This is a genomic window from Arthrobacter sp. Soil761 (assembly GCF_001428325.1).
Lineage (GTDB): Bacteria > Actinomycetota > Actinomycetes > Actinomycetales > Micrococcaceae > Arthrobacter.
Genome location: NZ_LMSF01000006.1, coordinates 31,400 through 48,440, shown reverse-complemented (window position 1 = coordinate 48,440; position 17,041 = coordinate 31,400). Strand labels below are relative to the sequence as shown.

Below are 17,041 nucleotides of genomic sequence, written 5' to 3'. Positions count from 1 at the left end.
TGGGGGCTCGTGCATACCGGTTGGAACCAGCCCGGGGGAGCACAATGTCCATTCGCCACAGCCTCCTTGCCCTGTTGCAGGACCAGCCGCGCTACGGCTACCAGCTGCGGGTCGAGTTCGAGAACCGCACCGGGGCCACGTGGCCGCTGAATATCGGGCAGGTGTACACCACGCTTGACCGGCTGGAGCGCGATGCCTTGGTGGCTAAGGAGGGCGACGACGGCGAAGGGCACGTGGTGTACAGCATCACCCCTGCCGGCAAGGACGAGGTGCGGAACTGGTTTGCCGCCCCCGTGGAGCGGAACAGCCCACCACGCAACGAGCTCGCCATCAAGCTTGCGCTCGCCGTTACCCTGCCCGGGGTCGATGTCCAGGCCATCATCCAGGCCCAGCGCGTGGCGTCCATCCGCGCCCTGCAGGACTACACCAGGGCGCGCCGCGATACGGCGGCAAACCAGCGGGCCACGGATACTGCCTGGCTGTTGGTGCTCGATTCACTGATCTTCCAGACCGAAGCGGAAGTCCGCTGGCTGGACCTTTGCGAGGCCAGGATGGTCCAGCAGGCGCAGGCCACGGCGGCAAGTGGAGCCCGGAAAGCCTCCAACGGGGCCACGGAAGACAACCCGCTCGACGCGGACATCCGCCGGTGAGCGTGCAGGGGCCGCAGCAGGTCCTTGAACTCGCCAGGGTGGGAAGGACTTTCGGGCACGGCGCGACGGCGGTCGCCGCCCTCCGCGACGTTGACCTCACCATTTCAGCAGGGGAGTTCGTCGCGGTCATGGGCCCGTCGGGCTCCGGCAAGTCCTCCCTGCTGGCCATTGCCGGCGGACTGGACCGGCCGACGTCGGGCGCTGTCTACGTTGAGTCCACGCCGCTGGCCGGGCTGGGCCTGAACGAACTGGCCCGGCTGCGCCGCCGGGCCGTGGGGTACGTCTTCCAGGACTTCAACCTGGTTCCCACGCTGACCGCCGCGGAGAACGTGGCGCTGCCGCTGGAACTGGACGGAACTTCCACCAGGAAAGCGCACCGGCAGGCCGCCGATGCGCTGCGGCAAGTGGGGATTCCCGAACTGGCGGACCGGTTCATGGACCAGATGTCCGGCGGCCAGCAGCAGCGCGTCGCGATCGCCAGGGCCATCGTGGGCCAGCGGCGGCTGATCCTGGCCGATGAACCTACAGGTGCATTGGATTCGACAACGGGCCAAGGGGTCATGGAGGTCCTGCGGGCCCGTGCCGATGCCGGAGCGGCCGTCATGCTCGTCACCCACGAAGCCAGGCACGCCGCCTGGGCGGACCGCGTGGTTTTCCTTCGGGACGGGCGGATCATCGACCAGGCCGCCGCCATGCACGATCCCACCATGCTGCTCACCCAGGCCGGTCTCTGATGCCGGTGGACCTTGCTCCGGCGCCCACAAGCCGCCGGAGCAGCCTTCGGGTTGCCCTGCGGCTGGCGCGCCGGGACATCACCCGCCACAAGGGGCGGTCCCTCCTCATCATCCTGCTCATCATGCTGCCCGTGGCCGGGATGACGGGTGCCGCCACCCTCTACCAGAGCTCACAGCGGACGCCGGGTGAAATCGTCACCTACGAACTGGGAAGCACCCAGGCCAGGTTCAGCGTCCTGCCCGTTCCCAGCGCGGACTCCCTCCAGGACCCGCTCAATGACGGTGTGGTCGCCTCCAGCACCGGCCGGTTCGATCCTGAATTCCGGCGGACCGACCCGCTTGACGCCATTCCCGCGGGCTACGATGTGCTGCCGCAGCGCCTGCTCCAGCTGACCACCGGCGTGGGGGAAGCACTTGTTTCGCTGCAGGGCCGCGAAGTGGATGCCCTCAATCCGGCCTTCACCGGAAAGTTCAGCCTCCTGGCGGGCCGGGCCCCGCGCGACGGCACGGAGGTGCTGGCGTCGCCCGGGCTGATGACGCGCTTCCACCTCACTTTCGGACAGGAATTTACGACGTCGGCAGGCACCTTCGTGCCGGTGGGCACCATTCGCGATGCCGGCCTCCCGGACGGCACCAGCTTCCTGTACCTGCAGGCAGGACAGGTACCCTCTGACCTTGCCAGGGGACCGCAGACCCGCCAGTCCGTGTCCTACTACCTGGTGGGTCCGGAGCCGGTCACCTGGCCGCAGGTCATGGAAGCCAACAGTAAAGGCGTGGGCGTGCTGTCCCGCAGCGTGGTGCTGGACCCGCCGTCCCGGGAGGAACGGACCGTTGCCGGTTCCGTGCCCCGGGATGATTCCACGGAAGCGGTGGCCGTCTACGCCGGCTTCGGCCTGATCGGCGCCCTGGCGCTGCTGGAGGTGGGCCTGCTGGCCGGTGCTGCCTTCGCCGTGGGCGCCAGGCAGCAGGTGCGTGGGCTGGCACTGCTGGCATCCTCGGGTGCGGAAGGCCCCGTCATCCGCGCTGTTGTCACCGCGGGTGGACTCTGGCTGGGCGGCGTTGCCGTTGCCGCCGGAGCCGCGGTGGGGCTGGGAGCCGCTGCCGTCGTCGTCCACGTGGTCCGGTTGCACGGCTCGGCACGGCTGGCAGGGCTGCATCCGGATTTCCTGCTGACACTCGCCGCCATGGCCATGGGGCTGGCATCCTGCACCATCGCGGCGATGGTACCTGCACGCCAGGTTTCCCGTCAGGCGGTGCTGGGTGCCCTCAAAGCCGGCCGGGCACCCTCCGCGAAGCCGCGGCGGGCACCCCTGGCCGGCGCCGGGGTGCTGGTACTCGCTGCCGGGCTGTTGGCGGCGGGCTGGCTGTTGGGACGGTCCACCAACGATCCGGACCGGCTGGCGGAGCAACTGCCGCTGGTGGTCACGGTGCTCATCCTCGGCGCCGTGCTGGCGGTTGTTGCCCTGGTGCTGCTGACCGGCTGGCTGGTCCTCCGCCTGACCTCCCGCATCCAGTGGATGCCGCTGTCACTCCGGATGGCGGCCCGTGATTCGGCCCGGAACCGCGGGCGCAGCGTTCCCGCGGTGGCCGCGGTACTCGCCGCCGCCACCCTGGCAAGCGCCGCCCTGGTGCTCTCCGCCAGCCAGCAGGCAGGGATGCGGGAATCACATTACTGGGGCGCCCTGGAAAACCAGGCGTACCTGCCGCTGGTGGTGGACCCGCCGGCGTCGGCCGATGGCAGCAGGAAGCCGGCCGTCCGGGTGGATGTCCCTAAGCTCTCCTCTGCGGTGGCAGATGCCCTGGGCACCGTCGAATCGACGCACGTGATCATGGCGCCGGAGAGCCTGCGCAACTGCCCCGAGGGCCCGGCTGATCCCGGATTGCCGGCGCGCACGGATACGTCAAACTGCCTGCTGTTTTCGCTTGCCAGGCCGCAGGCAAATGAATGCCCGAGGACTCCCAAGGGAAGGGTGTTGGACCCGGGCGACTGGCGGTGCCGCGGTTCCATGGTCAGCGAACAACCGTCCGGCCGGGCCATCCTGGTGGGCGGCGGCGAGGAGATCCGGGCGGCGCTGGGCCGCAGCGCCACCGCCGAGGCAACGGCGGTGCTGGACGCCGGCGGGATGGTGGTGACCAACCCGGTGTTCGTCAGTGATGGAAGGGTACTGCTCGAGGGAAAGGACGTACGGACCCAAGAGCCGGCATCCTCGGGGCCGGGCACCGTCCCCTCAACCGTCAGGAGCGACTCCCTTGCCGCGGCAGTGCTTGAACCGGCTATCCCGGTGCCCTACTACGGCGTTGTCTCGCCGGAAACCGCCGAACGCCTGGACCTCCGCGCGGCCCCGGCCGGACTGCTCGTGCAGCTCTCTGCCTACCCCTCCGAGGCTGAGGCAGATGCGGCCTCCGCTGCGGCCGCCGCCGTCTACGGGCAGCCGGGCATGACGTTCCAGGCGGAACCGGGCGTTTCGCAGGTAAGCCAGTGGATCACCTGGTCCATCGTGGCCGCGGCTGCGCTGATCACCTTCAGCGCGGCGGGCATTACGACAGGACTCTCCATGGCTGATGCCCGGAAGGACCATGCCGTCCTCGCCGGCGTCGGGGCCTCGCCAAGGCTGCGCAAGGCCCTTGCCTGGTCGCAGGGACTGTTCACCAGCGGCGTTGGAGCCGTTCTGGGGACGCTGGCAGGAACGGTGCCAGCGGTCCTGCTGGTCCTTTCCACGGACATGCGGACAGCCCTCGAGGTTCCCTGGCTGCACCTGTCCGCGCTGCTGGTGGCAGTGCCCTTGACGGCGGCAGCGCTCGCCTGGGCCTTCACCCGGTCCGGGCTGCCCCTGTCCAGGCGCAGCCTGGCGGAGGGGCATTAGGTCAAAGTATTGGGTCTTTTTGATCACCGGGATCAGGCCTACCGTAGGTGCACGAGCCGCCCGCCCGGGCGGTGGAACTTACGGAGGAACTTCATGACGACCCATGTTGCCGACTGCAGTGTCACCCGTTGTTCATTCAACGACCATGAAGGCTGCACCGCCCATGCCATCACCGTGGGGGGAAGCCAGGACCACGCATCCTGCGCCACATTCATCGAGACCGGCATCCACGGCGGCCTGCCCAAGGTCCTCGCCGACGTGGGAGCCTGCCAGCGGGCCGAGTGCGTCCACAACGACCACCTGATGTGCAACGCCCCGGAGGTGCACGTCGGGCCGGGAGCCGACAACGCCGACTGCCTCACCTACGCCCACGCCTGACTGTCCCTGCCGCCATGCGAAGGGCGAAGGCTCCCGTCCGGAATCCGGACGGGAGCCTTCGCTTTTGCCGCAGGCCGCCGTCGTACGTCCGTCACCGCTCATTCAGCGCCGGACTGCCGCCGCTCGCCGCACAGGCCGGCGCCGCGCCGCCGTCGGACCCTTTTGGCAGGATCGGCGTTGGTAGGGTGCCCAGTAGCAAACGAGGGAAAACTCTCAAGGAGGAGACATGGCCGGAATGCCTGACCAGCGGAACAACGGATCCCGGGCGGAGGGCGGGTTGGCGACTGACCCGAATCTTCCCCCGCCCGCTGTGGACGAGGCACGGCTCGACGCCGAAGACCGGAGGTGGACGCCAGGCAAGATCGCGCTCTGGGCAGCAATCGCCCTCCTCGGCGGGGTGGCCTGGTTCATGCTGGCGATCGTCCGCGGGGAAACCGTCAACGCCATCTGGTTCGTCTTCGCCTCCGTCTGCACCTACCTCATCGGGTACCGCTTCTACTCGAAGGTGATCGAGCGCTACATCACCAAGCCTGACGACCGGCGCGCCACCCCTGCCGAATACAAGGCAGACGGCAAGGACTACGTCCGCACCGACCGCAACGTCCTGTTCGGCCACCACTTCGCCGCCATTGCCGGCGCCGGCCCGCTGGTGGGGCCGGTCATCGCGGCGCAGATGGGCTACCTGCCCGGCACCATCTGGATCATCCTCGGCGTCGTCCTTGCCGGGGCCGTCCAGGACTACCTGGTCATGTTCTTCTCCATGCGCCGCGGCGGCCGGTCGCTGGGCCAGATGGCCCGCGAGGAACTTGGCGTCATCGGCGGCACGGCCGCCCTCATCGCCACCCTGCTCATCATGGTGATCATCGTGGCCATCCTGGCGCTCGTCGTCGTGAATGCCCTGGGCGAAAGCCCGTGGGGCGTGTTCTCGGTGGGCATGACCATCCCCATCGCCCTGTTCATGGGTGTCTACCTCCGTTACCTGCGCCCCGGCAAGGTCATGGAGGTCTCGATCATCGGCTTCGTCCTCCTGATGGCGGCCATCATCGGCGGCGGCCTGGTGGCGCAGACCCAATGGGGCGCCACCGTGTTCCACCTGGACAAGGTCACCATCGCCTGGGGCCTGATCGTTTACGGCTTCATTGCTGCGATCCTGCCCGTATGGCTGCTCCTGGCTCCGCGCGACTACCTCTCCACCTTCATGAAGATCGGCGTGATCGTGATGCTCGCGCTGGCCATCATCGTGGTCCGGCCCGAAATCACCGTCCCGGCCTTCAGCGAATTCGCCGGCCGCGAGAACGGGCCCGTGTTCTCCGGCGCACTGTTCCCCTTCCTGTTCGTGACCATCGCCTGTGGTGCGCTGTCCGGTTTCCACGCCCTGATCTCGTCCGGCACCACCCCCAAACTGGTGGAGAAGGAACGGCAGACCCGGTACATCGGCTACGGCGGCATGCTGATGGAATCCTTCGTGGCCATCATGGCGCTGGTGGCAGCCATCTCGATCGACCGCGGCCTCTACTTCGCCATGAATGCCCCCACGGCGCTGACGGGCGGCACCGTGGAAACGGCAGCCACCTGGGTCAACGGCCTGGGCCTGAGCGGCGTCAACATCACCCCCGGCCTGCTCAGCGAAACCGCCGCCAACGTTGGGGAGCAGAGCATCGTCTCCCGCACCGGCGGCGCACCCACGCTGGCCGTGGGGCTGGCGCACATCATGCAGCAGTTCATCGGCGGGACGGCCATGATGGCGTTCTGGTACCACTTCGCCATCATGTTCGAGGCGCTCTTCATCCTCACCGCCGTGGATGCCGGCACCCGCGTTGCACGTTTCATGCTGCAGGACTCGATCGGCAATTTCGTCCCCAAGTTCAAGGAAGCCTCCTGGCGGCCCGGGGCCTGGCTCTGCACGGCCATCATGGTGGCTGCCTGGGGTGCCGTGCTGCTGATGGGCGTGACCGATCCGCTGGGCGGCATCAACACCCTGTTCCCGCTGTTCGGCATCGCCAACCAGCTCCTGGCCGCCATCGCGCTGGCTGTATGCCTGGCCATCGTCGCCAAGCGCGGCACCTTCAAGTACCTGTGGATCGTTGCCCTGCCGCTGGCCTTCGCCGCCGTGGTCACCATCACCGCCAGCTACCTGAAGATCTTCTCGCCCGTCCCTGCCGTGGGGTACTTCGCGAACAACGCCGCCTTCAGCAAGGCGCTGGCGGACGGCAAGACCGAGTTCGGTACCGCCAAGACCGTGGCCGCCATGGAAGCTGTGGTCCGCAACACGGCCATCCAGGGCTGGCTCTCCGTGATCTTCGTGGTGCTGAGCATCATCGTGATTGCCACGGCGGTGCTGGCCACGGTCAAGGCATTCCGTGACAGGGCGGCCGGCACTGCCACCACGGACAACGAGGACCCGGCTGTTCCCTCGCGCGTCTTCGCCCCCGCCGGACTGGTGCCGACGACGGCCGAACGTGAGTTGGCAGCCGAGTGGGACAGGGTGCCCGCAGACGCACGGCTTGAACGGGCCAGGCACTGATGGGCACCGGTGTGGCTTTGGTGGCCAATGGCTTCCGCGGGTTCGCCCGCTACCTGGGCGGCGTCATGGGCGCGGACGCCTACACCAAGTACCTCGAGCACCACAGGGCAGCCGGGCACCAGGAGGAGCCCCTCAGCGAACGCGAGTTTTGGCGGGACCGTACGGACCGCCAGGACAACAACCCGCAGGGGAGGTGCTGCTGATTGTGCGTGCTGATTGAGCCGGCAGCGGACAAGCCCGCCACAGGCGTTCACGGGTGGACTCCGGGCGGATGGGCCGTGAGAGTATGAACGCATGAGCGATCCCAACGACACTCAGGCAGCTGAGGACCTCCCGGTAGAAGGCACTCCCGTTGACGACACCCAGGACCCCGTGCAGATTCCGTCCGCCGCGGACGGCAAGCCCAGGGGCAGCAGCCTGCAGGATCTGGTGGACGAGCCTGCCAAGGTGATGCGGATCGGCACCATGATCCGCCAGCTTCTCGAAGAGGTGAAGTCCGCGCCGCTTGACGACGCTGCGCGGGGCCGGCTGGCCGCCATCCACGCCCGCTCCATCAAGGAGCTGGAGGACGGGCTTGCGCCGGAGCTGGTGGCAGAACTGGACAGGATCAACCTGCCCTTCTCGGACGACGCCACGCCCTCCGACGCCGAGCTCCGGATCGCCCAGGCGCAGCTGGTGGGTTGGCTTGAGGGCTTGTTCCACGGGATCCAGACCGCCATCGCGGCGCAGAACGCCGCCCGCGAACACGCCGCCGCGCAGCTGCAGCTGCGTCAGCTGCCGCCAGGCACCATGATTGCGCCCGGCGTCGTCATCGGCGAAAACGGCGAGCCGCAGCGCGCCCCGGCCGGAGCACGGCCGGGGGCACAGGCACGGCCCAACCAGCGTGACGAACCGGACCACGGTCCCGGGCAGTACCTGTAGGCTCCGCTTGGGCTTTTTCAGCGCCGCACGGCAGGGGCGCAAGGATGATGTTGAACTGGGCAAGGGGTTGTGGCGCCGCGCGCACGACCGCTTCCAGCGGGGACTTGACCGCTTCCACCAGGTGCTCGAAGGGGTGGAGGACGACCAGCTGTACGGGGAACTGGTGGATATCGCCAACGAACTGGCCGGCCTCCTGCAGCGTGTCCGGACGGTATGCATGGAAGCGCAGCGGCGTGCGCCCAGTGACGGCCTGGACATACCGGCCGGCCTTGCAGACGTCCACAGGTCCCTCTCCAAGGCGGGCAATTCGCTGGCCACCACGGCTGAGGCGGCGGCAATGCTGCGGCTCGCCGTGGGGCCGGTACCGGTTGGTGCGGTGTCGGTCCGGCGCCGGGCTGAGGCGGTGTTCCAGCAGGTGAACGACGCCGAGAGGCAGCTTCGCGGGGAGTAGCTGGACCGGTGCCGCGCAAATATTCCCGGTTTGGGACGTAAATATCGCGGTTACGCGTGTGGCTGACATTGAACCAAACGGGAGCCTGAAGCGGGGGACGTTTGGCAGGATGAAGAAATGACTTCTTCACCTACCTTGACTTTCAACGACGGAAACACGATCCCCCAGCTCGGCTATGGTGTGTGGCAGGTTGAGGACGGCGTGGCTGAAAAGGTTGTCCGCCAGGCCTTCGAAGCCGGCTTCCGGCACATCGACACGGCGAAGATCTACGGCAACGAGGCAGGCGTTGGCCGTGCAATCGCCGGCTCCGGCCTGTCACCGGAACAGATCTTCATCACCACCAAGCTGTGGAACGCGGACCAGGGGTACGAATCCACCCTCGCTGCCTTCGAGGAATCCATGGACCGGCTTGGCCTCGAAACGCTGGACCTCTACCTGATCCACTGGTTGCAGCCCAAGCAGGACAAATACGTGGACACGTGGAAGGCGCTGATCGAACTCCAGAAGCGCGGCCGGGTCAAGTCCATCGGTGTCTCCAATTTCACCGCCGAGGGCCTGCAGCGCCTGATCGATGAAACCGGAGTGGTTCCGGCCATCCACCAGATCGAACTGCACCCCTACTTCAGCCAGCGTGAACTGCGGGAATTTGGAGCAGAAAAAGGCATCCTGACCCAGGCATGGTCCCCGTTGGGCCAGGGCGGGGAACTGCTGCAGGACCCTGTTGTTGCGTCGATCGCTGCCAAGCACCAGGCGACTCCCGCCCAGGTGGTCATTGCGTGGCACCTGGCCATCGGCAACGTGGTCATCCCCAAGTCCGTGACTGAGTCCCGCATCAAGGAGAACTTCGCGGCACTCGAGGTTTCCCTGGACGCCGGGGACGTTGAAGCCATCAACAACCTGGACCGCACCGCCGGCGGCGAGGGCCGCATCGGACCCGATCCCGCGGTCTCCGACTTCGCGTAACCCGCGACCGGCGGTGCCGGCCCAACCGGCCGGGGACCTCCGCCGAACCAACGTCAGCCCGTGCTGCCGGCAACCGCCAGGCAGCGCGGGCTGACGGCTTTAATGCGAGGCTGGCGCCCGTAACCGGCGTGGCTGTCCTGCCTGGTTTGCACCCTGGTTGGCGGAGCTGGGCCGCGGCTGGCCTGGGCCGTGGACCGCGGGTTTTTGGCTGAACCGGTCAGGCGGCGATTCGGACGTGCTCCACGGTGACGGCGTCCACCACGGCCCAGCTGTCTTCGCCGTGGCAGTGCCGGGAGGCGAAGCGCTCGGCCTCTTCGAGGGTGTCAAAATACTCGGAGCGGGCCCGGCCGCAGTCGGCGTCGAAGTACGTTACGTGAAATTCCTGTACGGCTTGGTTTTCCATAAATCCAGTGTGCAACCGGGGTCTGACATTCACCGGAAGCAGCGCCGCGTGTTGTTGGGATTTGCCAACCCGGCTGAAGCCAGGCCGCGCACCTGGCGGGCTAAAGGGCCCGTGGATCCGGGACTGCGGCGCCGGTGGCCCGCACCTTCAGCACGAGTGCGGCCACGGACAGCATTGCCAGCCCGCTCCATGTGAGGGTTCCGCTCCATATCTCGGGCGGGAAGCTGAGCGCCCGGTCGTGAAGCGCCACGGTAGCGAAATAGGGGGCCCAGAAGACGACAGGTGAGAGGCCTGCCGCGGTCAGGAGCCGCGCGGGACTGTCCGGGACCGGCCGCGCCACCGCCCACACCACTCCTACCAGGAGTGAACCGGCCAGGGCAGCCGGCAACAGCCAGGCATCCCGCAGGGCCACCATGATCTGCAGGGCTGCGGAGGGGACCAGCACCATCGCCGCCGGCACCAGGGCCGGCAGCCGCCACCGCAGCGACAGCACCAGGATGGGAACGAAGAGCACGAACGTCGAGACCAGGAATGTCGCCAAGGAGACCATGATGCTCGACGACGTTGGACCCGTCACCGCCGGCTGGGTCCCGGCGGGGCCGGAGTACGTCTGGATGAGGCCATGGCGGGAGAAGACCGCAAACTCCTGCAGGATGAAAGCTGCAACCATGCCGGCGAGCATCGCGCTCACGAACGCCGGCACCAGCCGGGCCCACGGCCGGGCAGGTGAGTGCCACGCTGCCGAGAAAGGTGCACCAAGAATGAGGAAGCCGCCGGTAGCCAGACCCAGGTGGGACGGGCTGAACAGGGCGCTGATGTTCTGCTCAATGCCGAACACCGAATGCCAGGCGAAGTCGCCCAGCCCGGAAGCAAGGAAGAGGAGTACGCCGGCGGCGGCTGCCCCATAGCCGGCAGGGACTGCTTCCCGCCACCTCGTCCCCGGAGCGTGCCGGCGCCAGGTCAAGGCGCCGATCCAGAGGGCGCAGGCGGCGAAGCCTGAGTAGAGGATCGCGTGCCACGGTGTGAAGAACGTCTCCAGGCCGCGGAGGTTGTTGTGCGCCCAGCCGTCAACGTAGGTCCCCGTGAGGAGCCAGACGCCGGCCGCGAGGGTGACGGCGTCTTCTACGGCCGTGGTGGGACGGTGAACCGATACCGGCGGGATCGCAAAGGCGTGTGCTGCTGCGGCGTCCATAGCTCCACAGTAGGTCCCGCCGATGCCCGGGGCGAGAGGGCATGCCAAGTAGTTGGCGCCCCTCAGGTGCTGGCCAGGCGGAGTACGCGTTCCTGTGCCAGCATGGCCGTGCGGCTGGCTTTGTCGGCCGCCCGGACCGCCTGTTTCGCTTCTGCGGTGGTGGCGGCGAGCCGCTTCCGGGAACGGTCCAGGCTTTCCTCGGCGGCCTTGAGCCGGTTTCGAAGCTCAGCCGTTTCCTGCTGCAGTAACGCGATTTCCGCACGTGTCTGCTCCTCCCGGTCCTGCAGCTCGCCCGCGAGCCGGGAGGCCTCCTCTTCAGCGGCCTGGGCCTCGGCCAGCGCGGCCCTGGCCCTTTCCAGCGCCGGCGGCGAGGCCGGCCGGGGAGTCTGCCGCACTGCCTCAAGCCGGGGCTTGGCGGGCTTTGGCTGGGTGTGGTGCTCCGCCGTCGTGCGTGTCTTTGCCGCTGTTGCCTTTGGCCCCGCTGCCTGCGCCTCCGTTTTCGTCTTTGGAGCCGGGGGAGCACTTGCGCGGGGGGTGGCCGGCGCGGCCGGGAGCAGCCCGGGGAGGGCCACTGCCCCGTCCAGGTCGACGTCGTTGATGCCGTCGGCTGACAGGACTTTCAGCAGCCGGCCGCTGCCCACCGCAGCCGCCGCACGCTCGTCTGCCGTCAGTGCCCGCAGGGTCTCCTCAACGTCGGCGGCCATCGCGTCGCTGATGGAGCGGCCCTGCTCCTGGGCAACAGACCGGGCAGCGTCGACGGCGTCAGCCAGCATGGTGCGGCGCTCCCGGCCCAGTTCGCGCAGGGCGGGCGCATCCAGCGACACCTGCGCTGCCCGCATGCGCTCGCCAAGTCCGCGAAGCGCGGCCAGCACGTCCGGCCGGTGCCGTGCCAGCATGTTGAGCGCCCACGCGGCGACGGATGGTTTCGGCAGGGCGCGGACCGCTGCCCCCAGTTCCTTGTCCTGCCGCCCGGCATCCTTGGCAGCGGCGGTCCTGGCCGCTACGAAGTCGTCCAGCGTCCCGCCGTACAGCCTGTCCGCAATGTCCGCCAGGGCTTCGTCTTCCATGCCGCCATCTTAGGTGCCGTGCTCCCGCCGGCGTCCGGTCCCGGCGGGCGCCGGACGCCGGCCGCCCTGCCAGTGGCCTCGGCACTCTGTTACTCATCGGCCCGGAGGGGTAAGTTGCACGAATGGACGATTCATACCAGGTCATCGTGGTTGGCGGCGGATTCGCCGGAAAGACGGCGGCTGAGGAGTTGGGCCGCAAGGGGGTCCGGGTGCTGTTGCTCGATGCCAACAATTACCAGCAGTTCCAGCCGCTCCTGTACCAGGTGGCTGCATCCCAGATTGGCGTCTCGGCGGTCACCCGGCCGCTCAGGTCGGAGTTCCGCAAGGTCAACAATGTCCGCGTCCTCACCGCGGAGGTGACGTCTATCGATGCGGCCAACCGCACCGTCACCACCGCAGACGGCTCCAGCTACCGGGCCAGGATCCTGGTCATCGCCACCGGGGCCGTACCGAACTTCTTCAACACCCCGGGCGCCGAAGAGCACGCGTACCCGCTGTACTCGGTGGCGGACGCAACGCGCCTGAGCGCCGCGATCACTGCTGTTTTGGACGAAGCTGACCGCGAGCCCGGGGCGGAAGCCGACGTGGTCGTGGTGGGCGGGGGTCCCACTGGTGTGGAAACTGCAGGCGCCCTGGCGGAGAACGTCAAATACATCGTGCCCAAATACTTCTCGCCGGGGCTGGCTGCCCGGTGCCATGTCCACCTGGTGGATATGGTTCCGAACGTCCTTGCCGCGTTCTCCGAAAAATCGCAGGCGTATGCGCGGGACCGCCTGACCAAGCTGGGCGTACAGCTGCACATGGGCCAGCCTGTTGGTGAGGTCCGCCCGGACGGCGTGACCCTCAAGGACGGCACCGTTATTCCCGGCCGGGTGGTGGTCTGGGCCGGTGGGCTCCAGGCCGGCCGGATCATTACCGGGTCCGGCCTGAAACAGGGCAAGGGCGGCAGGGTGGACGTGGAGGCCGATCTGACAGTCCCTGATTTCGACGGCGTTTACGTGCTGGGGGACTCCGCCAACATCACCGATGCCACTGGAAACAAACTGCCGCAGCTCGGGTCGGTTGCGCAGCAATCAGGCAAGTGGGCGGCCCGCAACATCTATGCTGACCTTACCGGCGGTGTGCGCCAGCCTTTCCGGTACTGGGACAAGGGGTATATGGCCATGGTGGGACGCGGCGCAGCCGTCGCGGAGCTGGGGCGCCGCCGGCTGCAACTGCAGGGCCCACTGGCGTTCGTGTCCTGGCTGGCGGTCCACCTGGCCCTGCTGCCCGGATTCCAGCAGAAAGTCAGGGCGCTGTTCTCCTGGGCCAACGGCTACGTCACCCACAGCCCGGCCCAGGTGGTGGTGGGCAGGCCGGATTAGTTCCCGGCAAAACCCGGAAGGTGGCGCCCGCCATCGCGCATCGACAGGGTCCTGCGTTCGCTAACGTATGGATCAGCACCTACCCGGCCGGCGGAGCTGCGGAGGCATGCTCAGGGCAGATGGGTGAAGGAGATTCCTGCTGCCAGCAGCTTGTCCACCGCCTGCTTCACGCCTTCCGCCGTTCCGCCGTTGGGGTGGTTTCCATGGCAGATGACCACATCTCCGACCCGGGCCTTTCCCACTTCTTTGGCGACGACGGCGGCGGGATAGGTGGCGCCGCCGTCGCCATTGATGCTGAAGCCTGCCGGCTTCACGCCCAAGGTATTCAGGATGTCCACGGCGATGTCATCCATGTACGCGGTGCCCGGGCGGAAGTACCGGGGACGCTTACCGGTGATGCCGGCCAGGACGCCGTCGTTGGGTATGACCTCGTCATAGACTTCCCCCGCGTTCCTGGTGCCCGGGATGCCGTAGGCCGTGTTGCCGGCGGTGGACAACGGCTTATGGGACGTCCCGTGGTTGGCGATCTCAAAGAGCGGATCCGCTGCCAGCTGACGGGCCGTGGCCGGGTTGGCTGTGATCCACCGCGAATTCAGGAACAGCGTTGCCGGGACGTGCCGTTGGCGCAGGGTATCAATCAGCACCTGATCGTAACCGCTGCCGCCGGGACCGCCGCAAAAGTCGAAGGTGAGGGCGATGCCCTGTGATCCGGGCGGCAGCCGCGTCAGGACGCCGGGTGCCTCCAGGCCCCAGTAGTGGGCCTGGCGCTTCGCATAGGTGTCGATGATCTGTGCCCGGGCGGGCACGGTGCCTGCAGGCGTCCTGGATGCCGGCCCGTCGCCGTCGGAGCCGGTATGCGACAGCGGCGCGGAGCCGTCCGCCGGACCGTTGGCGGTGTCCGCGGACGTGTCCTGTGCCGCGGAAGGGTGCCCTGGTTGCGGCTGCAGGTCGGGCACGGCGGCCGACAACGTCAGCACGGCTGCCAGGAGGATGGTCCTGCGGGCGGGTCCTTTCCCGTCCTGGTTCATGTGCCGGGGTGCGTGCTGGTTCACCCCTGGGATCCCCCCAACGCCGCGAAGTGGGCGCTTGTCCTGCCCCGCCGGGCCGGGCCTCCGGGGGCGTACGGCAGGAGGTGGCCGAAGCTGCTTGCATGTGCCGCGGCGCGCGGAACAGCAGCCTGGAAGCGGGTGGTCATGTGGGGAGGATACCTTGGCTTTCTTGCCGTTCCCTGAACCTCGCACTGCACCCGGGGTGGCGGGCGTAATAAAGTGCGGATCCGGGCCCGGCGGTGGCAGCTCGGCGTCCCGGTTCGGGGCAGGCCGTTCCTAAGTTCCCTTCCCTGGGGCGGCCCGGACAGGAGCGGTTGTCAGGGCGGCCCTGAAGGTAGCTGACCAGGTTCGGCGGCCGGTAGGGGACGCCGGAGCGCCCCCTTCACGTTCAATCCTGCGGACACCGGCTTGACCTCCGCGCCGCGCTCGTCAGCCGACGTGAATGCCTGGCCTTGCCGCCTGGTCGGGTTCAATCTCGCGGAGGATCTCCCGCACCAGCGGCGGGGTGTCACCCTGCCCGAGGAAAAGATAACGCATCAGGTGCGCCACCGGGCTTCCCTCGGACCACTCGAAATAGCACTGCGGTTTCACGCCGGTGGAGTTCCGCATCGCCAGCAGGACCGCCGCGATGGCATTTGGCACGGCCGGGGATTTCACCCTAAGCACCCGGTAGCCCTCGACTTCAAGACCTTCGACCCGGAGCGTGTGCGTGAAGTCCGACGGGTCGGAGATCTCGACCTCGAGAAAGATAACGTCGGCTGGGCCCGGAACCGGGTTCAGCCCCCGCTGTTCGTACTCCTTCTCGGCGTACTCAGCCTTATCACCGCTTTGCTTCTTGTTGGCGATGATGTGCAGCTCGCCGTCGAAGGCAATCGAGTCTGTGATGAACTGGCGGGCGGCCTCATCGAATTCAATGGTGTCCACGCGCAGTTCGGTGGAGCGGGTGACCCGCGAGATGAGCGAGACCGCGATGATCCCGGCGATGAAGAACGCCGAGATGACGATCCCGTCCGGTTTTTCGAGGACGTTGTCGCCCAGGGCGTACAGCAGGATCAGGGTCAGGATGCCGAAGCCGACGGCCCCGGCCCTGCTCCGGCGCCGGATGGCCGAGACCGTGACGGCGACCGCCCCGGAGACCATCATGGCCAGGATCCCGGTGGCGTACGCGCCTGCCTGGGCGTTCACGTCAGCGCGGAACGCGATGGTGATGCCGATGCTCAGGACGGTGTAGACCAACACCACGGGGCGGACCGCGCGGGCCCATTCCGGTGCCATTCCGTAGGCGGGCAGGTACCGCGGCACGATGTTGATCAGCCCTGCCATGGCGGACGCGCCGGCGAACCAGAGGATCAGGGCGCTGGAGATGTCGTAGACGGTACCGAACCCGGCTCCGAACAGGTCGTGGGCGAGGAACGCGAGGGCGCGTCCGTTGGCCTGTCCACCCTCCTCGAATTCCTTGGCGGGGATCATGACCGTGGTGATGAAGCTCGTGGACATGAGGTAGACGCTCATGATGAGGGCGGCCGTGGTGAGCAGCTTGCGGGTGTTTTTGACCCGGGAGGCCATCGCTTCCTCGGGTGTGCGTCCCGTGGCCTTGATCAGCGGCATCATGGAGACGCCGGTTTCGAAGCCGGACAGGCCCAGGACCAGCAGCGGGAAGGCGATGATGGCAGGGCTGACCAGCCCGATCGGGCCGCCGCCGCTGGAGAACAGCCGGTCGGTCCAGCCGCTGACCAGCGACGGATCCGCGGCCAGGTGGAGGAACCCAGCCACCACAACGGCGGCATTGAGGAGCAGGTAGATGGCCACCAGGGGGATCGCCACACCTACAGCTTCGTTGAAGCCGAGCAGGAACACCCCGCCGAGGATCAGAAGCAGGATCACGGTGATGATGACGGCGCTGCCCTTGAGGGCCTCGGGGAAGAGCGGGTTCTCGAGCAGGTGGACGGTCGCGTCAGCGCCGGAGAGGGTGATCGTGATGATCCAGGAGGTTGCGACGAAGCCCAGGAGCAGCAGGACGAAGAACTTGCCGCGCCAGAACGGCAGCAGCTTCTCCAACATTGCCACCGATCCTTGCCCGTGGGGGCTTTCCTGCGCGACCCTGCGGTACATGGGAAGCATCCCCAGCAACGTCAGGGCCACAATCAGCAACGTGGCCAGTGGGGAGAGGGCGCCGGCAGCCAGGGCGGCGATGCCGGGCAGGTAGGACAAGGTGGAGAAGTAGTCGACTCCGGTCAGGCACATGACCTTCCACCAGGCGTTGGGTTTATGGTCTTCCTTGGCCTCCGGGCCGGCGGGGGCCACCTGGTTGGCGAGCAGCCAGCGGACCAGGGGAGCCTGGTCCAGGCTTGAGTCCTGCTTCAGGGAGACCTGTGCCGGAACCGGGTGGTCAGAAGGGGGTGTCATTGAGGACTTTCTATTGATGACCAGGGTGGTCGGCGACGAGTCGAAGCGCACGAACGGGCCAATTCTAGTCCGGGT

At 67.7% G+C, this 17,041-nt stretch carries 15 protein-coding genes; 10 read left to right on the top strand and 5 right to left on the bottom strand.

Annotated elements, in window-relative coordinates:
- The first annotated feature begins 44 nt into the window (after positions 1-44).
- The 9 genes from ASG79_RS05935 (at position 45) to ASG79_RS05895 (ending at position 9,485) form a co-directional block, all read left to right on the top strand.
- Entirely contained in the window at positions 45-650 is a 606-nt protein-coding gene (locus ASG79_RS05935; RefSeq protein WP_056389258.1) for a PadR family transcriptional regulator, read from the top strand.
- Positions 647-1,384 carry an ABC transporter ATP-binding protein gene (locus tag ASG79_RS05930; protein WP_056389255.1) on the top strand — a complete coding sequence of 246 codons (738 nt, stop codon included), beginning with the start codon at positions 647-649 and terminating at the stop codon, positions 1,382-1,384. Before ASG79_RS05935 ends, ASG79_RS05930 begins: the two co-directional genes overlap by 4 nt.
- Positions 1,384-4,248: a hypothetical protein gene (locus ASG79_RS05925; RefSeq protein WP_056389253.1), complete on the top strand. Its 2,865-nt coding sequence runs from the start codon at positions 1,384-1,386 to the stop codon at positions 4,246-4,248. Before ASG79_RS05930 ends, ASG79_RS05925 begins: the two co-directional genes overlap by 1 nt.
- 93 nt (positions 4,249-4,341) lie before the next feature.
- Complete coding sequence (locus tag ASG79_RS05920; RefSeq protein WP_018771212.1) at positions 4,342-4,626, top strand: DUF1540 domain-containing protein; 285 nt, start codon at positions 4,342-4,344, stop codon at positions 4,624-4,626.
- 226 nt (positions 4,627-4,852) lie between these two features.
- A complete protein-coding gene (locus tag ASG79_RS05915) occupies positions 4,853-7,150 on the top strand; it encodes a carbon starvation CstA family protein (protein ID WP_056389249.1) in 2,298 nt (765 codons plus the stop codon).
- Positions 7,150-7,353, top strand: coding sequence for a YbdD/YjiX family protein (locus ASG79_RS05910; protein WP_018771210.1), 204 nt, complete (start codon positions 7,150-7,152; stop codon positions 7,351-7,353). The genes ASG79_RS05915 and ASG79_RS05910 overlap by 1 nt, the downstream gene beginning before the upstream one ends.
- Positions 7,354-7,444: 91 nt before the next feature.
- On the top strand, positions 7,445-8,071 hold the full coding sequence (locus ASG79_RS05905) for a bacterial proteasome activator family protein (protein WP_018771209.1): 627 nt from the start codon (positions 7,445-7,447) through the stop codon (positions 8,069-8,071).
- Between the two features lie 7 nt (positions 8,072-8,078).
- Positions 8,079-8,522: a hypothetical protein gene (locus ASG79_RS05900; protein ID WP_018771208.1), complete on the top strand. Its 444-nt coding sequence runs from the start codon at positions 8,079-8,081 to the stop codon at positions 8,520-8,522.
- 117 nt (positions 8,523-8,639) lie between these two features.
- Positions 8,640-9,485 carry an aldo/keto reductase gene (locus ASG79_RS05895; RefSeq protein ID WP_056389247.1) on the top strand — a complete coding sequence of 282 codons (846 nt, stop codon included), beginning with the start codon at positions 8,640-8,642 and terminating at the stop codon, positions 9,483-9,485.
- A 217-nt stretch (positions 9,486-9,702) separates the two neighbouring features.
- Here the strand turns inward: ASG79_RS05895 and ASG79_RS05890 are convergent, their stop codons facing one another.
- The 3 genes from ASG79_RS05890 to ASG79_RS05880 all read right to left on the bottom strand — a co-directional run bounded on the left by ASG79_RS05890 (position 9,703) and on the right by ASG79_RS05880 (position 12,147).
- Positions 9,703-9,888, bottom strand: coding sequence for a hypothetical protein (locus tag ASG79_RS05890; protein ID WP_018771206.1), 186 nt, complete (start codon positions 9,886-9,888; stop codon positions 9,703-9,705).
- 100 nt (positions 9,889-9,988) lie between these two features.
- On the bottom strand, positions 9,989-11,080 hold the full coding sequence (locus tag ASG79_RS05885; RefSeq protein ID WP_056389244.1) for a hypothetical protein: 1,092 nt from the start codon (positions 11,078-11,080) through the stop codon (positions 9,989-9,991).
- Between the two features lie 62 nt (positions 11,081-11,142).
- On the bottom strand, positions 11,143-12,147 hold the full coding sequence (locus ASG79_RS05880; protein ID WP_056389240.1) for a hypothetical protein: 1,005 nt from the start codon (positions 12,145-12,147) through the stop codon (positions 11,143-11,145).
- Positions 12,148-12,269: 122 nt separating this feature from the next.
- Here ASG79_RS05880 and ASG79_RS05875 point away from each other — a divergent pair, with 122 nt between their 5' ends.
- Positions 12,270-13,511, top strand: coding sequence for an NAD(P)/FAD-dependent oxidoreductase (locus tag ASG79_RS05875; RefSeq protein WP_056389237.1), 1,242 nt, complete (start codon positions 12,270-12,272; stop codon positions 13,509-13,511).
- Between the two features lie 110 nt (positions 13,512-13,621).
- Here ASG79_RS05875 and ASG79_RS05870 read toward each other — a convergent pair whose 3' ends face one another.
- On the bottom strand, positions 13,622-14,563 hold the full coding sequence (locus ASG79_RS05870; RefSeq protein ID WP_235509745.1) for a polysaccharide deacetylase family protein: 942 nt from the start codon (positions 14,561-14,563) through the stop codon (positions 13,622-13,624).
- Between the two features lie 426 nt (positions 14,564-14,989).
- Positions 14,990-16,966, bottom strand: a complete 1,977-nt coding sequence (locus tag ASG79_RS05865; RefSeq protein ID WP_156400173.1) for an APC family permease — start codon at positions 16,964-16,966, stop codon at positions 14,990-14,992.
- Between the last annotated feature and the right edge of the window lie 75 nt (positions 16,967-17,041).